The organism is Proteus sp. HMSC14B05, assembly GCF_001808035.1.
Classification (GTDB): Bacteria; Pseudomonadota; Gammaproteobacteria; order Enterobacterales; family Enterobacteriaceae; genus Proteus; species Proteus mirabilis.
The window spans coordinates 370,926-393,085 of sequence record NZ_KV791984.1 but is presented as its reverse complement, the minus strand read 5'-3'; the positions used below and the strand labels follow the sequence as shown (position 1 = coordinate 393,085).

The following is a 22,160-nucleotide window of genomic DNA, read 5'->3' as shown; positions in this document are numbered from 1 at the left end:
AAGTTGTTTTGTTGGTGTTTATTACTAATTTAAAATAGATTAGTGTTTTTGTGCGCAATGGCTAATATTTATAATAGGTTACTTGCCTTATTAGATAATAATAGTAATTTATTGCTATCTTTATTTTAAATTATTTTGAAGGCTTAGATTGTTGTATGGATAGTGAGGATGTTTGGTTTTATTTCTTGATGTGTTATTTTCATGAACACTATTCTGAACTTATTTCAGTTATTTTTATTATTAGCTTTATTGGAATTATTTGGGGTATTATTCATGAAATGCGCTGGCTATCTGTTTTTTTTACACTACCGCTGTTAATTTTTGTGGTTGGACTCATTTTTTCTAATTCTTGAGTTTAGGTGATGTTAAGTAAATCATATATAGCTTTGTAAATTTTTTCGATATTAAAATTAACTGACTCGCCTATTTATTCTCACTTCATTCGCTACTTTTCTTTTATCGTAACAATATTAATACAGTAACAATATTAAGTTAATTTTTTGTTACACCTTCGACTTTACTGTTACATAAATCGCCTATATACTGTTTTTTGTATATATTATAATCAATAATTATATTGATAAATTAATCAATAAGGCAACTAATAAGCGATAATGACTCATTGATTATTATTGAAAAAGATAAACAAATAATTTGTTGAATTTTAGACTAACATTTTATATTTAATCTACTAATATAGTTAACGGCTTGTTAATAAAATATCGATTGAGGATCATTATGCAGTGGCGGAATACATCTACTCGCTATGGGCACTTGTCGCTTCTTTTACATTGGGGGACAGCATTAACCGTCTATGGCATGTTTGCCCTAGGATTGTGGATGGTAAATTTAGGCTATTACGATAGCTGGTATCATTCAGCCCCTGAAATACATAAAAGTATAGGGATAATTCTATTTATTGTTCTTCTTTTCCGAGCAATTTGGCGTTGGATTTCTCCTCCACCAACAGCATTATCCAGCTATAGCCGACTTACTCGCATTAGTGCCCATGTGGCTCATATGCTGTTATATCTAATTTTATTTGCCATCATTATAAGTGGCTATTTAATTTCTACTGCTGATGGTCAGCCAATATCTGTATTCGATTGGTTCTCAGTACCTGCTGTTTTCACAGGGGAAGGGGAACAAGCTGATTTAGCCGGTGATGTACATCTTTATTTAGCCTGGGCGGTTGTTGTGTTATCGCTATTACATGCCGCGGGTGCATTAAAACATCACTTTATAGATAAAGATATTACATTGAAACGTATGCTTGGCATAAAAACACAATAATTAAATTTATATTACCCTGTTAATAACAATATTATGGAGAGAACAATGTTTAAGAAGGCGTTATTGAGTTTAACTGCAGGTGCATTATTATTTAATGCTAGTTCAGCATTAGCGGCTGATTATCAAATTGATAAACAAGGGCAACATGCTTTTGTGCAATTTCGTATCCAACACTTAGGTTATAGCTGGTTATACGGCACATTTAAAGATTTTGATGGAAGCTTCACTTACGATAAAGAAGATCCTTCAAAAGATAAAGTCGATGTTGTGATTAAAACGGGTAGTTTAGATACTAATCACGCTGAACGTGACAAACACTTACGTAGTGCTGATTTCTTTAACGTCAGTAAATATCCTGAAGCTAAGTTTGTCTCAACCAAAGTGACTCGTGATGGTGAAAATTATACGGTGACGGGTGATTTAACACTTAATGGCGTTACAAAACCAATTTCACTAAATGCAAAATTAATTGGTGAAGGTACTGATCCGTGGAAAGGGTATCGCGCTGGTTTTGAAGCAACAGGTAAAGTTAATCTGAAAGAGTTTAACTTTAAATCAGATTTAGGACCAAAATCGCAAGAAGCAGAATTAATCATCTCTGTTGAAGGCGTGAAAAAAAATTAAACGTAGTGAATATTGATAAGCAATAATTTGCGATATCACCTAATAGATTAAAAACTGATGCTTTTAGCATCAGTTTTTTTTTACTTAAGATACGTAACTTGTCTTATACTTACTTAAGAAAATTTCTGTAAGATAGATAAATCGTTATTAATTATTAGAGAGTTTATTTTTTATAAGTGATAAGAAAGTGGTCAAAATGAGGAAAATAAGATTAAGCTTATCTAATAATTTAAAGGTGAAAAATTATGCTAAAAAAATTACGACATACTTTATTAAGTACATTAATTATTTCAGGTACCTTCTTAGGTAGTATAACTACGGCGCAAGCTTGTACCCGAGTTGTTTATTTAGGTGAAAATAACCAAATAATTACTGCTCGTTCTATGGACTGGAAATACGAAATTGGTACTAATTTATGGATATTCCCTCAAGGAATGCAACGTTCTGGTGAGGCTGGTGATAATTCAATTCAATGGCAATCAAAATATGGTAGTGTGATTGCATCAGGTTATGATATTTCTACTACTGATGGTATTAATGAAAAAGGATTAGTGGCTAATTTATTATGGCTTGCTGAATCAGATTACCCAAGTTATTCCAAAGATAAGCCTGCAATGGCTATTTCTGCATGGGCACAATATGTATTAGATAATTTTGCTACTGTTGAAGAGGCGGTAACTGCTTTAAAAGATGAGCCTTTTATTGTCTTAACAGACAAAGTACCCGGACAGGATAGAGTCGCAACGTTACATTTATCATTGTCTGACAGTTCTGGTGATAGCGCAATTATTGAATATATTGATGGTAAACAGGTGATCCACCATAGCCGAAAATATCAAGTGATGACTAACTCCCCTATATTTTCTGAACAGTTAGCATTAAATAGCTATTGGCAGCAGATTGGTGGTACGGTAATGTTACCGGGTACTAATAGAGCATCGGATCGTTTTGCAAGAGCCTCTTTTTATATTAATGCTATTCCTAAATCGCAATCGAGCAAAAAATCACTTGCCAGTGTATTTGGGGTGATCCGCAATGTTTCGGTGCCTTATGGATTAAGTACCGTAGAATCTCCAGAAATATCATCGACTCGTTGGAGAACTGTCGCTGATCATAAAAATCAGCTCTACTTTTTTGAATCTGCATTATCACCAAATACTTTTTGGGTTGATTTGAAACAAATTGATTTTTCAAAAGAAACAGGAAAAGTGATGATGTTAGCGTTAGGGCAAGAGCAGTCAACGATTTATTCAGGAGATGCAAGCTCTCAGTTTAAGCCAGCGAAACCTTTTAAATTTAAAGGGTTAGAAAATATACCAATACAAAATTAATAGAAATTAGATAAAAATGAAGTTATCGGCAGTCGTTAATTTTATGGAGACATCGTCTTTTAGCAGAAAGATGATGTCTTTCTTATTGATCTTGAATAGTCTTTTTATTATTTACTCAATATTACTTTCTCGTGGTGTTTATCTTGATTGGGAAATACACGGTTTTGCTGACTGGCTAAAATCGTTAGGTATATTGAAATTACTTGACATTCCTAAAGTGATGTTAGCGAGTGCACTTATTTTGCTCTCTTTCTTTATGTATATGGGGGCGCGGATTGCGTGGTGCGTTTCATTAATATTATTAGTGACGATCGTTTTTTTAGATGTCGCGGTTTATCACCAAGCTGGTACTCAAGCCTATACTTCATTAGCATTAGCCATTGTATTGGTTATCAGCCGGCGTGCTTTTCCTCATCATAGCTTAACCAGTGCCGGTTTTGTTGCTTTTATCTGTACGATTTCGCTACTGTGTTTCTCTATGTTAGGCAGCCTCTATATTGGTGATGAATTTAAACCACATATCACAACGTTAATGGATGCTTTCTACTTTTCCATTGTCTGTATGACAACACTTGGTTTTGGCGATATCGTTCCTATCTCAAGTAATGCGAGAATGTTTACCCTAACAGTGGTTATTTTGGGGATCACTGTTTTTACGACTTCTATTGTTTATGTGATGGGATTTTTGGCTCGTGGTACTCGCGATATTGTGAAGAAAAGGATCGCTAAAATGCATGATCATTTTATTATTATTGGCTCTTCAATGTTGGCAGCACAATTAGAGAAAGGGCTTAGAGAGCAAGGTAAACCGGTTATTGCGATTTGTTCGGATAAAAAGCAAGCCATGTATGATAAAGAAGCCAATATTATTGAAGGTGATCCAACCAATGTAAAAACATTACAAACGGCAAATATTCGCCAAGCGAGTTGGGTGGCGACGTTATCTGAAAGTGATGCGGAAAATACCTTTATTTTATTAACTATTCAAGAGTGTCCAGACCTTCAAGCGAAATTAATCACTATCATTAATAAAGATGAGAATAGAGAAAAAATAAGTCGATTACGTCCAGATATGCTGTTGTCTTTAGCTTCGTTAGGCAAAGAAATTATGATGAAAGTCCTTTGTGGTGAATCTATTAATTCGTCTGATGTTACTGATTTGTTAATCAATAAATATTTAAAATAATGTATGTCAAAAATCACCCTTTACCTAAGAGAGTGATTGCAATAAGATGTATTTAAAATGCATCTTAAGAGAGGTTGAATTATGGAACTTGTTACGTATAAAACGCTACCTGAATGGCACTTAACAGCGATCCCTTTAGCATTATTAGAGCGTCATAACACAAAAGAAGGCACTTATGCGCAAATGCGGATATTACAAGGGAGTATGACATTTGTGCTATTTAAGGATGATGGAGAACAAGTGTTCTTAGAGTGTGATAGCGAAAATCAGCCTCCGCTTATTCAACCTCAGCAATGGCATAAAATCGATAAAGCGAGTGATGATGTACTTTGCCAGCTCTCTTTTTTATGCACTCCCGAAGATAAATTTTTTAAAGAAAATGATTTGTCATTACCTCATTCAGAAGTGCGTTATATGGCAACATTGACTACCCCATGTAAAGTGCTTGATTTAGGCGCAGGACGTGGTCGTAATAGCTTCTATTTAGCATTACAAGGTTATGATGTGACCGCATTAGATATTAATGCCGCTCATATTGATGCGATTGAAGCCGTCAAAGCTAAAACCGGTTTAGCGATCAAAAGCGGCTTATATGATATTAATGAAGCAGCATTAAATGAGAAATACGATATTATTATTTCTACTGTGGTTTTGATGTTTTGCCAGCGTCAACGTATCGCAGATATTATTAAAAATATGCAGGAGTGTACAAATCCTGAGGGGATTAATGTCATTGTTTGCCCTGTTGAAACAGCAAATAGTGGATCTGATGAAGTTCCTTTCAAAACCTTTTTGCGCCAAGGTGAATTAGCGGATTATTACCAAGACTGGGATATTATTAAATATAATGAAAACCCTGGGCATCTACATAAAACTGATGCTAATGGTAATCGTATCAAACTTAATTTTGCGACATTAATTGCGCGTAAAAAATAATAAATAGATGGTGAGAAAAAATACCCTCGTTAGATCACAGCGAGGGTATTTTAGTATTTGAAAACTATAGGGGCTCTTTGGGAGCCTCTGTTTTTTCTTTGGCTTCTGAGCGTTGTAGTATTCTTTCGAGTAGAACCGTATAAATAGGTCGTCCGCCTAATAATTGCGCCAGCATGGTTGCGCCAAGACAGGTAATTATCATCGGCAAAATAAGTTGATAGTTATCGGTCATTTCTAGAACTAACACAATCCCAGTTAGTGGTGCTCTCACCGTTGCGGCAAATAAAGCACCCATTCCAGCAATAGCAAAAGTGCCAATTTGAATTTGATAATCGGGGAAAAGATAGGTTGCCATTAATCCAAAAGCGCTACCAAAGAGTGTGCCTAAGGCTAATGTGGGGGCAAAAATTCCTCCTGGTGCTCCGGAGGAGAAGCTGATAATGGTGGTGATGGTGCGTAACACAAAAAATATTAGCAGTGCAGTTAACGAATATCCTCCGGCACTTAATGCAGGAATAATACTAAAACCGCCTCCGGTTATTTCAGGAATAATCAACGCAAGTAAACCACATGCACCACCAATCACGCCACCGGCTAAAACAAAACGTGAGGTTTTATCTTGATAAAAATGTTGGAATTGTGTTTGAACATAAAATAGTAATTTACTAAAAATAACCCCAACAACACCAAATAACATTCCTAACACTAAATAGAGCCACAGTGTATTCATCGGCGCTGAAGAAAATTTACCTATCTGTATTACGCCTCCTTCACCATTAATTAGGCGAAATACAATACAAGACATGATCACGCCAATGAAGACGGATTTAATAGAGATAAGATTATATTTAAATTGTGGTCTCATCTCTTCAATAATAAATAGAATGCCTGCCAAGGGAGCATTAAAGGCAGCCGTTAAACCGGCAGCAGCACCTGTGGCTAATAGTGTTTGGCGTGTTCCTTTATCTTTAACGCGAGAGACATCATTAACGAGTTGACCAATATTAGCCCCTAGTTGCACGGTGGGGCCTTCACGACCAAGTACCATACCTGAGCCTAAGGTACCGATACTGGCTATAAATTTTACTGGCAATACCCGCCACCAACGAACTGGCCGAATATCTATCATTGCCCCTTCAATTTCCGGTATACCTGAACCACCAGATTCTGGAGAAAACTTCTTCACTAAGTAGTAGCCACTCATGGCTAAAAGAGAGGAAACAAGTAACGTGCCAATAGCCAAAAGATAAGGGTTGGTTAATGCCTCAGCTAATTTAGCTTGTCTTAAATGAATGACCCAGCCAACGGCTTTTTCAAATAGTACCCCAATTAATCCGGCTAACGTACCGATAATGGCGGAAAGAATAAGCGTTTTCACCGGGGCAAGGTTAGTTTCTTTCGCTTTTCTAAACCAATTAAAGCGTTGTTGATTTTGCGATTTTTTGATCGTGTTTCGCTGATACATAATTTATGTTTTATATATAAATAACAATGTATCTAATAATAGCGTAATTTAATCATCAAGTGATATTTCTCACATAATGTAATCAATTTCATAATTAGTTGATTTTTTTTCTAGCATATTTCCTTTTTTTCATCTTTAGTGTATCTGATAACAAAAAATATATATTTACATAACATTTGGATAAAAAGGGTAACGTATGGATTTCATCACAAATATATTAAGCGCTATTAATGGCGTGGTGTGGGGAGTACCGATGTTAGTCGGTATTCTAGGCATCGGTCTATTTATGCAGTTTAGACTCTCTTTTCTGCCAATTAGAAAATTAGGTACAGGATTTAAACTCTTATTTGAGAAAAATGATAAAAGAGGTGAGGGGCAAATCTCACCTTTTAATGCATTAATGACGGCGCTTTCTGCCACTATCGGTACGGGCAATATTGCTGGAGTCGCTACAGCGGTTGTATTAGGTGGACCGGGAGCGCTATTTTGGATGTGGATGACTGCTTTAGTCGGTATGGCGACTAAATATTCAGAAGCTGTGTTAGCGGTACGTTTTCGTGAGGTTGATAAATACGGCAACTACGTTGGCGGACCGATGTATTATATTAAAAACGGTTTAGGTAAAAAATGGCTTTGGTTAGGAACGCTATTTGCTATTTTTGGTAGTTTTGCCGGCTTCGGTATAGGTAATACGGTACAGGCAAACTCAGTGGCGGATGTTTTGCAAAGTAATTTTGGTATTTCTACCACAGTGACAGCAATTGCATTAGTTATTTTAGTCGGTGCTGTATTAATTGGTGGAATTAAGCGTATTGCTGATGTTGCCGGTAAATTAGTGCCCATTATGACAGTAGGGTATTTTGGGGCAGGGATTGTCGTACTCGCACTGAATATTACTGCTATTCCTGATGCATTTATGTTGATTGTAAAATCTGCTTTCACACCGGTTGCTGCGCAAGGTGGGTTTGCTGGTGCGGCTGTTTGGGCGGCAATACGTTTTGGTGTTGCACGAGGTGTATTCTCCAATGAAGCAGGATTAGGTAGTGCACCCATTGCTCATGCGACAGCCAAAACACAAAACCCGATCCGTCAAGGCTTAATTGCCATGTTGGGGACTTTCATTGATACCATTATTGTCTGTTCTGTCACCGGATTAACGATTGTGATCACCGGACAGTGGCTGACAGGGCAAAGTGGGGCAACACTTACTGCAAGTTCGTTCTCTATGGCTATCCCTGGAGGTAACTATATTGTTGCGATCGCATTGGCTGTTTTTGCTTTTACCACTATTTTAGGTTGGAGCTATTACGGTGAGAAATGTGTGCAATATCTATTTGGACCGAAAGCCATTATGCCTTTTCGTATTGCATGGTTAATTGCCTTGCCAATTGGCGCGACTCAATCCTTAGAATTTGTTTGGTTACTTGCTGATACATTAAATGCGATGATGGCTATTCCTAACTTAATTGCATTAGCACTGCTTAGCCCCATCGTTTATCGTCTAACAAAAGACTATATAAAAGATGTTAATGCGGTTGATATTGATCTAAATGAACAAGTGAATTCTGTAAGCAAAAAAGAAGCAGAAGCGGAATAAACGCGTTTGTTTATCTAAGGATAAATGACCATCTAAACGAATAACCGTATGTGAGCAGTTAATATTAGATATTAGGAAAAGCGCATACGGTTTTTTGTTGCTTACAGCAAATAAAAAGCCTTCTGGGGAGAAGGCTAAGAGATGAGTATAGATAATTATATTTATAAGAATATGCTTAACTAGAGGTTAATTATTCTTTGGTACTAATGAAGATGTTTTTCACTTGGCTGTAGGCATCTAACATCATTTTATGCGTTTCACGACCTAAGCCTGATTTTTTATAACCGCCAAATGGTGCATGGGCAGGAAGTTCATGATAAGTATTTACCCACATACGGCCAGTTCTAACGGCTTTTGCAACTCGTAGTGCGCGGTTAATATCTTGAGTCCAGACACCACCACCAAGGCCATATTCAGAGTCATTAGCCATTTCAATAACATCTTCTTCATTATCAAATGGGATCACACATAATACAGGGCCAAAAATTTCTTCACGTGCGACACGCATTTGGTTTGTGGCATTGATAATAATGGTTGGGCGAACAAAAAAGCCATCATCAAACCCTTCACCCGTAATACGCTCACCTCCTGTGAGTATGGTTGCACCTTCTTTTTTGGCCAGCTCAACATAACCTAAAATGGTATCCATTTGCGCTTGGCTGACTTGGGTACCCATTTGTGTATTAGGATCAAGTGGATCACCAACACGGATACGCTCAAATTCTTCTTTTAACTCTTTTAAGAATGCGTCATGAATATCTCTATGTAAGAATAAACGGGAGCCAGATTCACAGGCCTGTCCTTGGTTCATTAATATCGCTAATGCGGAATATTTAACGGCTTTTTTCATATTCGCATCAGGGAAGACGATATTGGCTGACTTACCCCCCAATTCTAAAGTGGCTGGTACCATTTTTTTCGCCGCCGCAGCTGCAACGGTATAACCTACATTGGTTGAACCGGTAAATGCTAGTTTATCAATGTCTTGGTGTTCTAGAATAGCTTGTCCAGCAACAGATCCACGACCAGTAACAATATTTATAACACCGGCTGGTAATATTTCATTTAAAATACGACCTAGCTCTAATAATGAAAGTGAGGTGAGTGTGGCTGGATTAATAACAACGGTATCTCCAGCGGCGATGGCAGGGGCTAATTTCCAAGCAGCCATTAATAATGGAAAATTCCATGGAATAATTTGTCCAACGACACCAATGGGCTCACGAATAACAAGACTCAGGGTATTTTCGTCTAAGACAGCACTTTCATCGGTATGAGAGCGTATCACGCCTGCAAAATATCGAAAATGGTCAATAGAGGCGGGTAAATCGATGTTTTTCGATTCATTGAGTGGTTTACCGTTATCAAGAGACTCAATCCAAGCAAAACGTTCTTGCTCTTGTTCTAAACGGTCAGCAATTTTTAATAATAGCGCTTGGCGTTGAGCAGGAGAGGTTTTACGCCAATGATCAAAAGCTTTACGAGCCGCTTTTACAGCAAGATCAACGTCTTCAGCTGTACCTGATGGATATTCACTTAATAACTCACCGGTTGCGGGACTATAGGTTTTGGTCGTTTGTTGCGATGTACTGGATACCCATTCGCCGCCGATTAACATTTTGTAGCTTTCTAAGGGACGAAATTCGGATGGAACATTATTTAATTTAATCATTTTTAATCTCCAGTGTAGGGGGAGTATCGTCAAATTCTATAGTTTCATTTCGTAATACTCGTACTATTAAAATATATCAATTGTAGTAATTTTATTAGCTATTGATGCAATAGGTAATATTAACTATCAAAAATAATAAATAGATATTATATATACAATGAGAACTAATTAATTTAATCGATTCATCTCACTCTTTTTTAGCTGAGATGTAACAAAATCATCCCGTGCGACACTGCAACATTTCTTCTCAATTTCCCTTATAAGAAAAGCCCTTTAGTTTGTTTACTCACCCTCTTACGAGGTGTGAAGCCAAATCAACAGAAAAAAAAGCAAGCTCTTAAGCACAGCAATAAATTGCGTTAGATCAAACATGGCGTAGATTATTTCATCTGACACTTTTCCTACTATAAAAATGGCGTATTCTTATGTTGCATATTTAATGCAACTTATAAAAATAAAGCGTCATCTTATAGAAGGAATTCGATATGTATTGTGTGCAATGTGAACAAACAATGAGAACACCTGTTGGTAATGGTTGTGCCTATGCACAAGGTATGTGCGGTAAAACAGCAGAAACCTCTGATCTACAAGACTTATTGGTGGCAGTATTAGAAGGGCTGTCAGCATGGGCATTAGCTGCCCGTAGTGTTGATATTATTGATCACGATATAGACAGCTTTGCGCCACGGGCTTTCTTCTCGACGTTAACCAATGTTAATTTTGATTCTGAACGTATTGTTGGATATGCCAAAGAGGCTATTTATTTACGTGAAAGCTTAAAATCACGTACGTTAGCCAAAAATGCAGCCATCCAAGTCGCTCATCCTAAAGCCGAAATTCAATTAGAAGGCAACGACTTAGCCAGTCTACAGAAACAAGCCCAACGCTTTGCATTAAATAATGATAAAGCGCAAGTGGGGGATGATTTACATGGTTTACGTATGCTTTGCTTGTATGGCTTAAAAGGTGCTGCTGCTTATATGGAGCATGCTCATGTTTTAGGCCAGTACGATGATGAAATTTATGCTGAATATCATCGTTACATGGCATGGTTAGGTACCGATCCTGCGGATATGAATGAGCTGCTAGACAATGCAATGGGCATTGGTCAAATGAACTTTCGTATTATGGCGTTATTGGATAAAGGTGAAACTCAAGCTTATGGTGATCCAACCCCTGTTTCCGTTAATGTACGCCCAGTAGCAGGTAAAGCTATTTTAATTTCAGGCCATGATCTGAAAGATTTACAGATGCTACTTGAACAGACCGAAGGTAAAGGCATTAATGTTTATACGCACGGTGAAATGTTACCCGCCCATGGTTATCCAGAGCTGAAAAAATATAAACACTTAGTCGGTAACTACGGAAGTGGTTGGCAGAATCAACAAAGTGAATTTGCCAAATTTCCTGGCCCTGTGTTAATGACATCTAACTGTATTATTGATCCTAATGTGGGGAACTATGGCGATCGTATTTGGACGCGTAGTATTGTTGGTTGGCCGGGTGTGAAACACATTAAAGGTGATGATTTCTCTGAAATGATTGAGCAAGCGCTCTCTTTAGAGGGATTTCCGTACAGTGAAATTGAACACTTAATTACTGTTGGATTTGGTCGTCAAACACTCTTAAATGCGGCTGATACAGTGATTGATTTAGTTTCACAGAAAAAACTTCGTCATGTCTTCTTAGTTGGGGGATGTGATGGTAGTCGTGGTGAACGTAGCTACTATACCGATCTTGCTCGTGCCATTCCCCAAGATTGCTTAATTATGACATTAGCTTGTGGTAAATATCGCTTTAATAAACTTGATTTTGGCACATTAGAGGGCTTACCGCGCTTACTTGATGTGGGTCAGTGTAACGATGCCTACTCTGCGATTATGCTAGCGGTTAATCTTGCAGAAAAATTAGGTTGTGGTGTAAATGATTTACCCCTGTCCTTGATTTTGTCGTGGTTTGAACAAAAAGCGATTGTTATTTTATTAACCCTACTCTCATTAGGAGTAAAAAATATTTATACTGGGCCGACTGCGCCTGCATTTTTAACCGATAATTTGCTCGCAATACTTAATGAAAAATTTGGTATGCGTGCGATCACCACGCCAGAACAAGATCTTCAAGAAATTCTTTCTGCTTAATTTATTTATTCATCATCATTGCCGAAGCCTAAAGGCTTCGGTAAGGAAGCAATATCCATGACGATGCCAACAGCTCTTTGTCCTAATCGTATGCAAGTTCACTCTATCCATCAGGAAACCCCGGAAGTGTGGACACTGAATTTAATTAACCATGATTTTTATCGCTATAAACCCGGCCAATTTGCACTAGTCAGTATTAATAATAGCGATGAAACGATGCGAGCTTATACGCTCTCGTCTTCTCCGGGATTAAGTCCTTTTGTCTCTTTAACGGTTCGTCGTATCGACAATGGGGTGGGGTCAACGTGGTTAACATCTCAAGTTAAGCCGGGTGATTATCTCTGGCTATCAGATGCACAAGGGGAGTTCACCTGTGCAGATAGAGAAGGAACGCGTTATTTAATGCTCGCTGCGGGGTGCGGTGTGACCCCTATTATGTCGATGACGCGTTGGTTGTTAAATAATCAACCTAAAGCGGATATCACGGTCATCTTTAATATTCGCGAACAGAGCCAATTTATTTTTGAAAAAGAGTGGTTAGAGTTAGCTAATGCTTATCCCTATAATCTCAATTTTATTATGATGCCTAAGTTGCCGGATGATAAGGGAATTTTTAGTGGACGTATTTCTCAAGAAAAACTAGCCGCTTTAGTGCCTGATATTGCCAGTCGTACTGTTATGTGTTGTGGGCCTAATAGTTATATGGAAGATACTGCGCGTTTTGCCAAAAATCTTGGTGTTTGTGCAGAGAATATTTTTATGGAACGTTTTGGTGATGAGCCAATGTGTGTTGATGAAGCACAACAACTTACTATGACTATTCGTCATCCGTTAAAGCAAATTAACGTACCGGTGGGGATGACATTATTAACAGCGATGGAAGAAAACAGTGTTCCTGTTTTGGCTGCTTGTCGTGCTGGAGTGTGTGGTAGCTGTAAAACACGCATTGTGAAAGGTGATTATGAGGTCACCAGCACCAGTACTTTAACTGCTGATGAGATAGCACAAGGTTATGTTTTAGCCTGTAGTTGTCGATTAACAGGTGATGTTGAACTAGCCTAATCATTCATTTTATTATCTATTCTTTATCTATCCTTCTATTTTACCCTGCTAATTTATTAGCGGGGTTTTTTGTTATTATTTTTAAAAAGAGAGTTTATTTATTCAATATAATATATAACACGTAAAGCTATAATGAATTAAATATTTATTTTACTTAATTAGCAGTTTACTGATACACATTCTGCTATTATTTAATTTATGATAGGGAAAGGGGGGATATATGAGAAAATTGTTATTTATTTGTTTATTTACTGTCATACTTTCTGGTTGCGAAAAAAATCAAACCCTAGATGGCTCTAATGTTGAGTCATTACGAATATCGATTGTAGAAATGCGCAATTCATTACCGCTTGAAGAGCAGCAACGCTTTGATGAAGCAATAGAATTAGCCATGCTAAATGATATTAATTTTAATGATTTAGTCATTGCTGGGCGCAATAAAAATGCTGATATCATCACGCGAAAAATGTGTCAATCGTTAGATGGTAAAACAGTCAATGAGATCTTCTCACAAGCTGAAGAAATAAAAGTACAAAAATTAGCATTAAAATAATCAATTAATAACCAATTTATTTAAAACTATTTTATTCATCTCTATTTGAGGTGAGTATTTAATTAATGATGTAAAAAATAAGCGATTTAAGATTTATCAATAGAACTTAAACAAAACTACGATGAGACTTTTCATTATAATGTGAGTGGTTATAATGCGCGCCGCATTCGCAAGAAAAGTGCAGTATCTCGTTAGGCGAGGCTCCTATACAAACACAGGTTACTGATCTGACGACGTCGAGAGACGCCCAAGATTAGGACAAGATATATCGACCGAAGGTATATCTCCATGTAACTTCCAGTATTCATCGGATACGTTGTATAGTGCTAAAACCGAGACGTGTAGATAGCTTTTGCATTCTCGCATCTGGTTTCGCCCCTATTGAGAACTGATTTGCTAAACACAAACAGTCATAGGGAACCAAAAAAATGAAATTTACTCCTCAACATAAAATGGATGCTGCATTAATGGCAGGCGCATCCTTAAACACACCCAATAATCATTCAATACAAGAGCAACATCATCGTTTAAAAGATGATGCTACCGTTAGTGCTTATATGAGCCAGAATTATATTTCTGTTTCTGTCGCAGATTCGGTTGAACATGTAAAAGCACAGCTGGTTAATGATTTAAAAGATGAATTAATTCCGACTTATCTGTATGTCGTAGATAAAGATAATTATCTTAACGGTATTTTGCCGGTTAAATCATTACTACTTGCTGATAATGGGCTTTTTGTTTCGGATATTATGCGCCAAACATTTTTCTCAGTTTCACCGGAGCAAAGCCGACATGATGTTTATCAGTTAATTAGCCAAAGTGGTTTAGACAGTGTACCTGTGATGCATTTTGGTAAGTTAGTTGGTGTATTACGACCTCAAGATATTGCTGATTTAATTGAAGATGAAAATACGCTAGATGCACAAATGCAGGGGGCAACGTCGCCATTAGAACAACCTTATTTAGAGACAAGTCCGGTTACTTTGTGGCGTAAACGTGTTGTCTGGCTATTAATGCTGTTTATTGCTGAAGCTTATACCAGTACGGTGTTACATGCTTTTGAAGACAGACTTGAAGCTGCTATCTCTTTAGCTTTCTTTATTCCATTATTAATTGGTACTGGTGGCAATAGCGGTACACAAATTACCTCAACATTAGTACGTGCCATGGCATTAGGTGAGGTGAGCTTGCGTAATGTATGGTCAGTATTAAGAAAAGAGATCACGACCTCGATAATGGTGGCTTTAACCATGGGAATAGCAGGATTTATTCGTGCTTGGACCTTAGGGGTTGGCATGGAAGTGATGATAGTGGTGGGATTAACGCTAATTTCAATTACGGTTTGGAGTGCTATTGTCTCTTCTATTATTCCAATGGTATTAAAGCGTATTGGTGTTGATCCAGCGGTGGTGTCTGCACCTTTTATTGCAACATTTATTGATGGTACTGGGCTTATTATCTACTTTGAAATAGCATCTCATACCATGAGTGTGTTTGCTTAATATATCAATCCTCTCTTATTTATACCGAATAAAGCCGATAAACTAACAAGTTATCGGCTTTATTTTTTGTTATGGGCTTTAGCCTGTTTAAGTCGCGTCAGCGTCTTAAATATAAAACCACCCGCTATGTGATCTCAAGCAAGTCGTCCTTGAGCTATGTGTGGCTAGAACTGATCTAATCCAGCTAACTCTTTAAGCGATAAAGAATGAAAATAAGTTTCTGCCATATCTGCCAATATTGGAAGCAACGCATCTGAACGAGCATGTGCATCAGGAGTTATGATTGCCAGAATTTGGTAATAATCATCGTACATACAGTGCTTACAAAACACTAAAAAGTTATCGCTCACTCTAACAGCCTGTCGAGTTTCGCCATCCCAAGGTTTTTCATTTGGCGTTCTTATATGAACCTTTTCAATGAATGACTGACGCGCTATGGCGCTATTCCTAAAATCAGCAAATTTACCTACATACCCAGAGAGGGATGAGCCATTAAGAGCAGCTGATAGCTTAGCCGCATACTTCCGATAAACACCGTTATCTTTATATCTGGGCGTGATTGTGACTATCGGCATTGCAAGTTACCTGCAAGCAGATCTTGATTAAATTCAGCTATTGAGGAATTAAACAATGCTATATCCTCTTCACCGAATCCATCTTCAACCTCCATTGCGGGTAACGGGTTAATATGCTGATTAAATTGTCTATAAAGTGCTTGTGTATGGTTTCTTAGTGCAGCCATTTTAAGAATAACTTCTTTGAAGTAACCATCAGCTATGCTTTCAAATGGATGAAAAACCTTGGTAGTTTTAGCAATGCTATACATTGCCTCAATCATCATAATTACATTATTACCATGGTTAATCACTCGTTCCAATTCACGCATAACCTCATCAGGGTTATTACCTGCATATTTTTTTATGTCATCTTTTGTTGGGTCATCAAGTAAAGCCACTATTTCATCGATTGATGTAACAAGGGTCGTTAGCACGGTCTTACCACCAACAATTAAATCTATAATTTCATCTGGTGATACATCACCTTTTGCCTTTTTATCAACAATGGTAGCTATCGACATGGCTAAATTAGCCAAGCCTGAATCCACATCTTTTTTATCCATTGGATTTGATAGCATTGCCATCATAATAGCCTCAGAAATCATAGTTTATTACCTTCGCTGAAATAGATACGCATACAAAGTATACATCATTTAAAGCTAAAGGATATATACCATCACCCATCCCAAGGATGGGCTAGATGATTTGATCTTGGCTATATGACTCAGTGAGAAATTACTCTTGATCTTTTTTAGGAGGAATATTTTTCTTTGGCTCTTCAGGCTTTACTTGAATTACATGCGATATTGCATTTGCCTTTCTATTTTCATCATAAACTTCCTTACTTGCAATGATGCAACGCTTGATAAATTCACTGTAATTTTGTGAAGTATTTGAATATAGTTTGCATAAAATTCAATAAGTTTCTCTATCTTTTTGCCTGATATACTTTTACTTAATTGATCATTTGAATTCATCAAAATTTGAAATGACTTCCCGCAGTTTTATTGCCAGTGTTTATACTAACATCCCTGCTCAGTGTCACTCAGAACCTCGGCTGACGTTTAGTCTTAAAGACCAAGCTTACTTTTTTTTACTCTTTAATTAATTGTAAAATCGCCTGACAATGACGACAACGATACTGGGTTTCTCCTCGTTGTACTTTATTGTGTCGGCGAAGAGTTAACTGATGTATTTCTTGGCAGCGACAAGCATAGCTAAACGTTTTTGCTGTTACATTGCTGATATCAAAATGATGGGTCCGTTTCGCACTCACCTGTAACACAGTTTCCATCATCCATTTCCACTCCTTGCCATGAGGTGCCACACGACCAAAATGGCGACTAACTAGCAGATGTGCTAATTCATGAGGAATAACTTCTTCAATAAAATTCTGTTTATTTTCAATCAATAATGTAGGATTAAGACGGATCTCCCAATTTGCATAATAGGCACTGCCTGCAATAGTTCCTCTCTGGTTATATTGTAGAGTGGGTTCTGGGTAATCTGTATTAAGATATTTATTGGCCTGTTGCAGTTTTTCACGCAGTGTACGCATAACACTTTGCACTAAGGCGATAGGGACTCTTACTGTTTTCATATTAGAGAGCATATAGCGCCTTATTAAAACACGCAATAAAAGAAAACTTGCACAATATATAAATTAACATATTATTAAAAAGTATATTGATTATGGAGTTTACCATGACACAACGAGTTCAACCTGATTTATTGGAAGCCATGAAATTAGCGGCTAATGAAGCCTCTAGTATGCTGAAAACGCTAGGCAATGGTGATCGACTACTCTTATTGTGCCAATTAAGTCAGGGCGAAAAAAGTGTCAGTGAATTGGAAGAAAGTTTAGGGATCCGCCAGCCTACGCTTTCTCAACAACTTACTGTGTTAAGAAATGAAGGGCTTGTGAATACTCGTCGTGATGGAAAACGTATTTTTTATTCTATTGCTGATGAAAAAGTATTGGTGCTATTAAATACACTTTATCAGCTATATTGTCCTATAGCAGGTTAACTTATGAATATAGATTGGGTTCACTTTACGCCTTGGAGCTCGGCATTGGGTGGGCTATTAATAGGTTTAGCAGCGGCTATTTTATTACTGTTTAATGGTCGTATTGCAGGTATTAGTGGGATTTTAGGAGGAGTATTAACCACTAACCAACAAGGTAATGGGTGGCGATGGGCATTTTTACTCGGTATGTTGATTACACCGACACTATTTTATCTATTTGATAAACCGTTAACACCTATTATCGACGTTTCACCTTGGCAGTTGATCATTGCCGGTGTACTGGTGGGAGCAGGTACACGTCTGGGGAATGGCTGTACCAGTGGGCATGGAATTTGCGGATTAGCACGATTATCGCGTCGTTCTATTGTTGCAGTTCTTGTCTTTATGGTGACGGCATTTGTGACTGTGTATATTCAACGCCATGTCATCGGAGGCTAAGATAATGACCAAATTAATTGCTTTTATTAGTGGCCTATTATTTAGTGCTGGATTGATCATCGGTGGTATGAGCAACCCACAAAAGATCTTGGCATTTTTAGATATTCGTGGGGATTGGGATCCGTCATTGTTATTTATTATGGGGGCGGGGCTTATCGTCAGTGCTATTAGTTACCAAATTGCACGTCATCGTCAACAAAGTTTATTAGCCTGTCCTCTGGCCATTCCAACTAAAACAGTGATTGATAAACCTCTCGTCTTCGGCAGTATCTTATTTGGTTTAGGATGGGGGCTTGCGGGTATTTGCCCCGGACCGGGTTTGGTATTAGCGGGGGGGGGTTTTACCCAAGGTGTATTATTTGTGTCAGCTATGATTGTTGGGTGGCTATTTATTGGGTTAATTCGCAAACCACAATAATCATCACTATTTTAATCACGCGCGATAAAAAACAACAAACGGACCGCATTAGCTGTCTGTTTGTTGTTTAATCTTGTTACGGGATTATTTAAAATCTGCGTAAGGAATAAGCGGGTTAGGCGGAAGATCTAAATCACCATTCCATCCATCAAATGAATAGCGTAAATACATTAGTGCATGGCTTGGCGTATAGTTTTTCGCTTGCTGAATATCGATAGCGGCACCTATAAACCAATGTGGTGTTATTCGATGTTCAATTAATGCTCTTGCTGTATAACCAAAACCATGACCCGAATCCCCCTTATCAATGATATTTCTCTCATGCTTAAATATTTCTTTTATGGGATCAGAATTAAATTTATCGCTTGAAACGAGATTTTGTAATGGATAACGTCTGCTATCATCGGTTTTTGAATAAGACCAAGAGAGAGAGCCAGATACTTCCCATGACCAATTTTCAGTACGTTGACGGTAATTAACGGGCAGTGAGAATGAGAGATATTGTTGTGGGCTATAATAACCCCCTTGCCCCAAGGTATAGCCACTAAGATCTTTATTGTAATGCCAAAGCATGCTATTTAAGCCAACAGAAATGCGACGATCATTTTCATTGATTAACTTATAGTAATAACCACCCATGGCTTTTACACTGCTGTTATTTTTAACATTTTTTCCTGTTAATCTATCAAACGATATTTCTCCCCAATACCCATCCTTGCCTCCCAGATCATAACTGCCACTTAAACGAAGCCCCGTTTTTCTTACTCCCCCCCAAACTTGATTGGTCCAACTATCACGTTGGCCTGCAAAGGCAAGTAATGAGCTATTTACCGAGCGACGGTGAAGATCTACACTCCAACCGAGATGATAAAAACTATCGTTATAAGCAATTTTACCTACCCAATCAGTCACATTAAAACCGAGTGGCGTGGTACCTAAATCCCATTGCCATTGCTCATTTTCCCAACCGATAGCAGGACTAACACCAAAGGCTTTTTGCTTTAGAGGGAAACAACCTGTGCGATAACAACTACCAAATTTAGCATCGTATGGCGCTGTACCTAATGTGCCACTATTTAAGTGCACAAAATCAGTACGCCAAAAGAAACGGCCATGATAAATAGGATGATCCAGTTGTAACATGGTGGTATGAGCGCGTAATTTAGAGTATCCCTCACTGCCATTTGATCCCCAATAATCATGCTCTAGGGTAAAACGCCACTCTTGTTGACGATAAAGGGTACTTGCATCATCACGTACACTACGTGATAGCCAATTATCATTTGGGTTGTTACGCATAAGTGTGGTGTATTCAATATTGTTTTTTGGCAGTGTATGCGTGATACCCTCTTTTAGCATCGCTTGTTGATAATAGTGATGAGCGGATTGAACTTGTTGGCTATCACGATAAAAACGACCAATATCACGTAAAATTAATCCATCAGCACTATCTGGCTCCTTGTCAACTTGGCGAGCTAAATAGATAAAATAGTGTTTGGCTTTATCAATATTTCCCGCCGTTTTTTCAGCGTTTGCTAAACGTCTTAGTGAATAGTGGTTAAATTTTTCAGGAGATAATTGTTTTATCTGAGCTAAGTAATAACGAGCTTGATCTATTTGATGTTGCGCTAAAGATATCTCTGTTGCACCTAATAGTGCTGTTTCATTATTAGGCGCTAAATTTAATACTGTATGATAATAATTTAATGCTTGATTGAGTTGGTCATCTTCTTCGGCCCATTGCGCTAATAACAGATAGCTTTCTATTTTTTGCTCAGGAGGAATATGGGTGAAAAGATATTCGACAGCTTGCTGTTGTTGGTTATGTTCTCTTAGTGATTGCACATGCGCCATAATTTGACCAAAACGTAATTGGCTATCTAAGGCGTTCATACTTTCACTGCGCTGCGATAAAGGGATCGTCTTTAAGGTGTTAAGTGCTTGTTGTTCTCGCCCTGTTTTATTGAGATATAACGCATAGGCATATCGTCGAGAGGGATCATTAGGTCGTCGTTGATTAAGTTGATTAAAGTAATCCTCGGCAAGTTGGGGTTGTTGAGTGATAAGTAAATCATCCGCCAGACGATAAATATTCCAGACTTCATCGGGATACGCTTTAGCGATAGCCTTACGTTTCTCAATCGCACTGAGATAGTGTTGTTGCTGTTCATCATCAGCAGCTAAGTCTTGTTGTATACCTGAAATGATATACCCATAGTCTTGGGCTAAATTTTTGTATTGCTGTGATGTTAAGTTAGCCATAAATTGGGCGGCTTTTTGATGCGATTGTTGACGATAGAGCTTGGTCAGGCTATGCAAAGTCGCCGCATCATTAGGCTGATATTGTAGCGCTTGTTGGTAATAACGTTCAGCTTGCTCTAATTGATGTTGCGCTAACTCGATATCCCCTAAACCAATATAAGCTTCACTTTTATAGGGGCTGAGTTGACGTACTTGGGTAAAATAGCGCTTAGCGGTAGAGTACTCTTGATTTAATAACGCTTCATCAGCCTTGGCAAGTAAATGCCAATATTGATTTGATTGCAACAGCGTACGCCACAAATCACTATCGTTGTGTTTGGGAGCCAATGTGAGTGCTTGAGAAAGATAATAAATCGCGGGTGCTCGTTGATTTGCGCGCGAATAGCGCACGCCTAATGTTCCGATTATATCTGCATTATCAGGCTGCTGGCGTAACTGCTGTTTTAATGCACGAATAGATATTGTGTTATTGGGGGCAGAGGTCGCTGAGGCAGTAGATAATGCTGGGGTAAGATGATATTGCTGATAGATATTAGCTATCTGTTGGTTATTGGGATAAGTGTGATAAATCTGCTTAATACGTGCCATTTTGTTGGCATGGTTTGCAGCAATTAATACATTGAGATACTCAAGGGCTAACCCTTCATCGGGGGGCGTGCCTTGGTAAATATCATCATATAATTGCAAGGCTTCATCATAACGACCCGCAGTCTGATAAAGGTAGGCTTTTTGTAGGATTTGGCGGTTATCTTCATGGGTTAATGATAGTAGCTTAATCGCACGTTGATATTGTTCAGTATTTTCGCCATGCATACGTAATTGCTCAACCAGTTGTTGTGCTTTTGCTGTTTCTTTTTGTTTTACAGCAAATTGGATACGCATTAACAACACACTAGGATCGTTCGGTTTTATAAGTGATAAACGATACAGTGATTGAGAAACTAAAACATCGTTACTTTTCGAGTTACCTAGTCTAACTTGCTCATATAAAAAAGTTTCAGTCGGATCATCTGCGGCTTGCGTGACAGGCAATATGCCTGCCAGCAAACCAAGAGCAAGGAGATATTGGCGATATTGATAACAAATGCGCCACATCAT

General features: G+C 37.9%; 19 protein-coding genes and 1 riboswitch. Of the genes, 13 read left to right on the top strand and 6 right to left on the bottom strand.

Annotated elements, in window-relative coordinates; all coding sequences use genetic code 11:
* The first annotated feature begins 738 nt into the window (after positions 1-738).
* From HMPREF3129_RS08630 to tehB, 5 genes are all read left to right on the top strand, one after another.
* On the top strand, positions 739-1,293 hold the full coding sequence (locus HMPREF3129_RS08630; RefSeq protein ID WP_004244184.1) for a cytochrome b: 555 nt from the start codon (positions 739-741) through the stop codon (positions 1,291-1,293).
* A 45-nt stretch (positions 1,294-1,338) separates the two neighbouring features.
* Positions 1,339-1,917, top strand: coding sequence for a YceI family protein (locus HMPREF3129_RS08625; protein ID WP_004248606.1), 579 nt, complete (start codon positions 1,339-1,341; stop codon positions 1,915-1,917).
* Between the two features lie 245 nt (positions 1,918-2,162).
* Positions 2,163-3,248, top strand: a complete 1,086-nt coding sequence (locus tag HMPREF3129_RS08620) for a linear amide C-N hydrolase (protein WP_036918849.1) — start codon at positions 2,163-2,165, stop codon at positions 3,246-3,248.
* A gap of 16 nt (positions 3,249-3,264) precedes the next feature.
* Positions 3,265-4,434 (top strand): NAD-binding protein, encoded by a 1,170-nt coding sequence (locus HMPREF3129_RS08615; protein WP_017627913.1) that lies wholly within the window; start codon positions 3,265-3,267, stop codon positions 4,432-4,434.
* Between the two features lie 81 nt (positions 4,435-4,515).
* A complete protein-coding gene (gene tehB / locus HMPREF3129_RS08610; protein WP_036918847.1) occupies positions 4,516-5,370 on the top strand; it encodes an SAM-dependent methyltransferase TehB in 855 nt (284 codons plus the stop codon).
* A gap of 64 nt (positions 5,371-5,434) precedes the next feature.
* Here tehB and clcA read toward each other — a convergent pair whose 3' ends face one another.
* Positions 5,435-6,835, bottom strand: a complete 1,401-nt coding sequence (clcA, locus tag HMPREF3129_RS08605; protein WP_020946041.1) for a H(+)/Cl(-) exchange transporter ClcA — start codon at positions 6,833-6,835, stop codon at positions 5,435-5,437.
* 196 nt (positions 6,836-7,031) lie between these two features.
* On the opposite strand from clcA, the gene HMPREF3129_RS08600 reads away from it, so the two are divergent.
* Positions 7,032-8,432, top strand: a complete 1,401-nt coding sequence (locus HMPREF3129_RS08600) for an alanine/glycine:cation symporter family protein (protein WP_004244176.1) — start codon at positions 7,032-7,034, stop codon at positions 8,430-8,432.
* A gap of 190 nt (positions 8,433-8,622) precedes the next feature.
* Here HMPREF3129_RS08600 and HMPREF3129_RS08595 read toward each other — a convergent pair whose 3' ends face one another.
* Positions 8,623-10,104, bottom strand: coding sequence for an aldehyde dehydrogenase family protein (locus HMPREF3129_RS08595; RefSeq protein ID WP_036918844.1), 1,482 nt, complete (start codon positions 10,102-10,104; stop codon positions 8,623-8,625).
* Positions 10,105-10,589: 485 nt separating this feature from the next.
* Between HMPREF3129_RS08595 and hcp the strand changes: the two genes are divergently transcribed.
* From hcp to HMPREF3129_RS08575, 4 genes are all read left to right on the top strand, one after another.
* Entirely contained in the window at positions 10,590-12,242 is a 1,653-nt protein-coding gene (hcp, locus tag HMPREF3129_RS08590) for a hydroxylamine reductase (RefSeq protein ID WP_004244173.1), read from the top strand.
* Between the two features lie 57 nt (positions 12,243-12,299).
* On the top strand, positions 12,300-13,304 hold the full coding sequence (gene hcr / locus HMPREF3129_RS08585) for an NADH oxidoreductase (protein WP_004248592.1): 1,005 nt from the start codon (positions 12,300-12,302) through the stop codon (positions 13,302-13,304).
* A gap of 220 nt (positions 13,305-13,524) precedes the next feature.
* Complete coding sequence (locus HMPREF3129_RS08580; RefSeq protein ID WP_004248591.1) at positions 13,525-13,857, top strand: DUF6694 family lipoprotein; 333 nt, start codon at positions 13,525-13,527, stop codon at positions 13,855-13,857.
* Positions 13,858-14,037: 180 nt separating this feature from the next.
* Positions 14,038-14,209: riboswitch (M-box (ykoK) riboswitch) on the top strand.
* Between the two features lie 76 nt (positions 14,210-14,285).
* A complete protein-coding gene (locus HMPREF3129_RS08575; protein WP_004244168.1) occupies positions 14,286-15,359 on the top strand; it encodes a magnesium transporter in 1,074 nt (357 codons plus the stop codon).
* A gap of 164 nt (positions 15,360-15,523) precedes the next feature.
* On the opposite strand, the gene HMPREF3129_RS08570 is transcribed toward HMPREF3129_RS08575, so the two are convergent.
* From HMPREF3129_RS08570 to HMPREF3129_RS08555, 3 genes are all read right to left on the bottom strand, one after another.
* Positions 15,524-15,934: a type II toxin-antitoxin system YafO family toxin gene (locus HMPREF3129_RS08570; protein WP_004248590.1), complete on the bottom strand. Its 411-nt coding sequence runs from the start codon at positions 15,932-15,934 to the stop codon at positions 15,524-15,526.
* Entirely contained in the window at positions 15,925-16,521 is a 597-nt protein-coding gene (locus HMPREF3129_RS08565) for a hypothetical protein (RefSeq protein WP_036918840.1), read from the bottom strand. The genes HMPREF3129_RS08570 and HMPREF3129_RS08565 overlap by 10 nt, the downstream gene beginning before the upstream one ends.
* Positions 16,522-17,009: 488 nt before the next feature.
* Positions 17,010-17,516: a SprT family zinc-dependent metalloprotease gene (locus HMPREF3129_RS08555; RefSeq protein WP_012368246.1), complete on the bottom strand. Its 507-nt coding sequence runs from the start codon at positions 17,514-17,516 to the stop codon at positions 17,010-17,012.
* A 104-nt stretch (positions 17,517-17,620) separates the two neighbouring features.
* Here HMPREF3129_RS08555 and HMPREF3129_RS08550 point away from each other — a divergent pair, with 104 nt between their 5' ends.
* Genes HMPREF3129_RS08550 through HMPREF3129_RS08540 form a run of 3 tightly spaced genes read left to right on the top strand, consistent with a single transcriptional unit; the run spans position 17,621 to position 18,800 of the window.
* Entirely contained in the window at positions 17,621-17,944 is a 324-nt protein-coding gene (locus HMPREF3129_RS08550) for an ArsR/SmtB family transcription factor (RefSeq protein WP_004248583.1), read from the top strand.
* 3 nt (positions 17,945-17,947) lie between these two features.
* Positions 17,948-18,382 (top strand): YeeE/YedE family protein, encoded by a 435-nt coding sequence (locus HMPREF3129_RS08545; protein WP_004244158.1) that lies wholly within the window; start codon positions 17,948-17,950, stop codon positions 18,380-18,382.
* Positions 18,383-18,386: 4 nt separating this feature from the next.
* The gene (locus HMPREF3129_RS08540; protein WP_004250328.1) at positions 18,387-18,800 is read left to right on the top strand and encodes a DUF6691 family protein; all 414 of its coding nucleotides are present in this window, start codon (positions 18,387-18,389) and stop codon (positions 18,798-18,800) included.
* Between the two features lie 84 nt (positions 18,801-18,884).
* On the opposite strand, the gene bcsC is transcribed toward HMPREF3129_RS08540, so the two are convergent.
* Positions 18,885-22,160 carry a cellulose synthase complex outer membrane protein BcsC gene (bcsC, locus tag HMPREF3129_RS08535; protein WP_070486943.1) on the bottom strand — a complete coding sequence of 1,092 codons (3,276 nt, stop codon included), beginning with the start codon at positions 22,158-22,160 and terminating at the stop codon, positions 18,885-18,887.

Coding starts and splice junctions, on each gene's coding strand:
- HMPREF3129_RS08540 (WP_004250328.1), top strand. CDS start 18,387: ATGACCAAATTAATTGCTTTTATTAGTGGCCTATTATTTAGTGCTGGA.
- HMPREF3129_RS08600 (WP_004244176.1), top strand. CDS start 7,032: ATGGATTTCATCACAAATATATTAAGCGCTATTAATGGCGTGGTGTGG.
- HMPREF3129_RS08550 (WP_004248583.1), top strand. CDS start 17,621: ATGACACAACGAGTTCAACCTGATTTATTGGAAGCCATGAAATTAGCG.
- HMPREF3129_RS08620 (WP_036918849.1), top strand. CDS start 2,163: ATGCTAAAAAAATTACGACATACTTTATTAAGTACATTAATTATTTCA.
- HMPREF3129_RS08555 (WP_012368246.1), bottom strand. CDS start 17,516: ATGAAAACAGTAAGAGTCCCTATCGCCTTAGTGCAAAGTGTTATGCGT.
- HMPREF3129_RS08615 (WP_017627913.1), top strand. CDS start 3,265: ATGAAGTTATCGGCAGTCGTTAATTTTATGGAGACATCGTCTTTTAGC.
- hcp (WP_004244173.1), top strand. CDS start 10,590: ATGTATTGTGTGCAATGTGAACAAACAATGAGAACACCTGTTGGTAAT.
- HMPREF3129_RS08630 (WP_004244184.1), top strand. CDS start 739: ATGCAGTGGCGGAATACATCTACTCGCTATGGGCACTTGTCGCTTCTT.
- tehB (WP_036918847.1), top strand. CDS start 4,516: ATGGAACTTGTTACGTATAAAACGCTACCTGAATGGCACTTAACAGCG.
- HMPREF3129_RS08595 (WP_036918844.1), bottom strand. CDS start 10,104: ATGATTAAATTAAATAATGTTCCATCCGAATTTCGTCCCTTAGAAAGC.
- HMPREF3129_RS08575 (WP_004244168.1), top strand. CDS start 14,286: ATGAAATTTACTCCTCAACATAAAATGGATGCTGCATTAATGGCAGGC.
- clcA (WP_020946041.1), bottom strand. CDS start 6,835: ATGTATCAGCGAAACACGATCAAAAAATCGCAAAATCAACAACGCTTT.
- HMPREF3129_RS08565 (WP_036918840.1), bottom strand. CDS start 16,521: ATGATTTCTGAGGCTATTATGATGGCAATGCTATCAAATCCAATGGAT.
- bcsC (WP_070486943.1), bottom strand. CDS start 22,160: ATGATGTGGCGCATTTGTTATCAATATCGCCAATATCTCCTTGCTCTT.
- HMPREF3129_RS08545 (WP_004244158.1), top strand. CDS start 17,948: ATGAATATAGATTGGGTTCACTTTACGCCTTGGAGCTCGGCATTGGGT.
- HMPREF3129_RS08580 (WP_004248591.1), top strand. CDS start 13,525: ATGAGAAAATTGTTATTTATTTGTTTATTTACTGTCATACTTTCTGGT.
- HMPREF3129_RS08570 (WP_004248590.1), bottom strand. CDS start 15,934: ATGCCGATAGTCACAATCACGCCCAGATATAAAGATAACGGTGTTTAT.
- HMPREF3129_RS08625 (WP_004248606.1), top strand. CDS start 1,339: ATGTTTAAGAAGGCGTTATTGAGTTTAACTGCAGGTGCATTATTATTT.
- hcr (WP_004248592.1), top strand. CDS start 12,300: ATGACGATGCCAACAGCTCTTTGTCCTAATCGTATGCAAGTTCACTCT.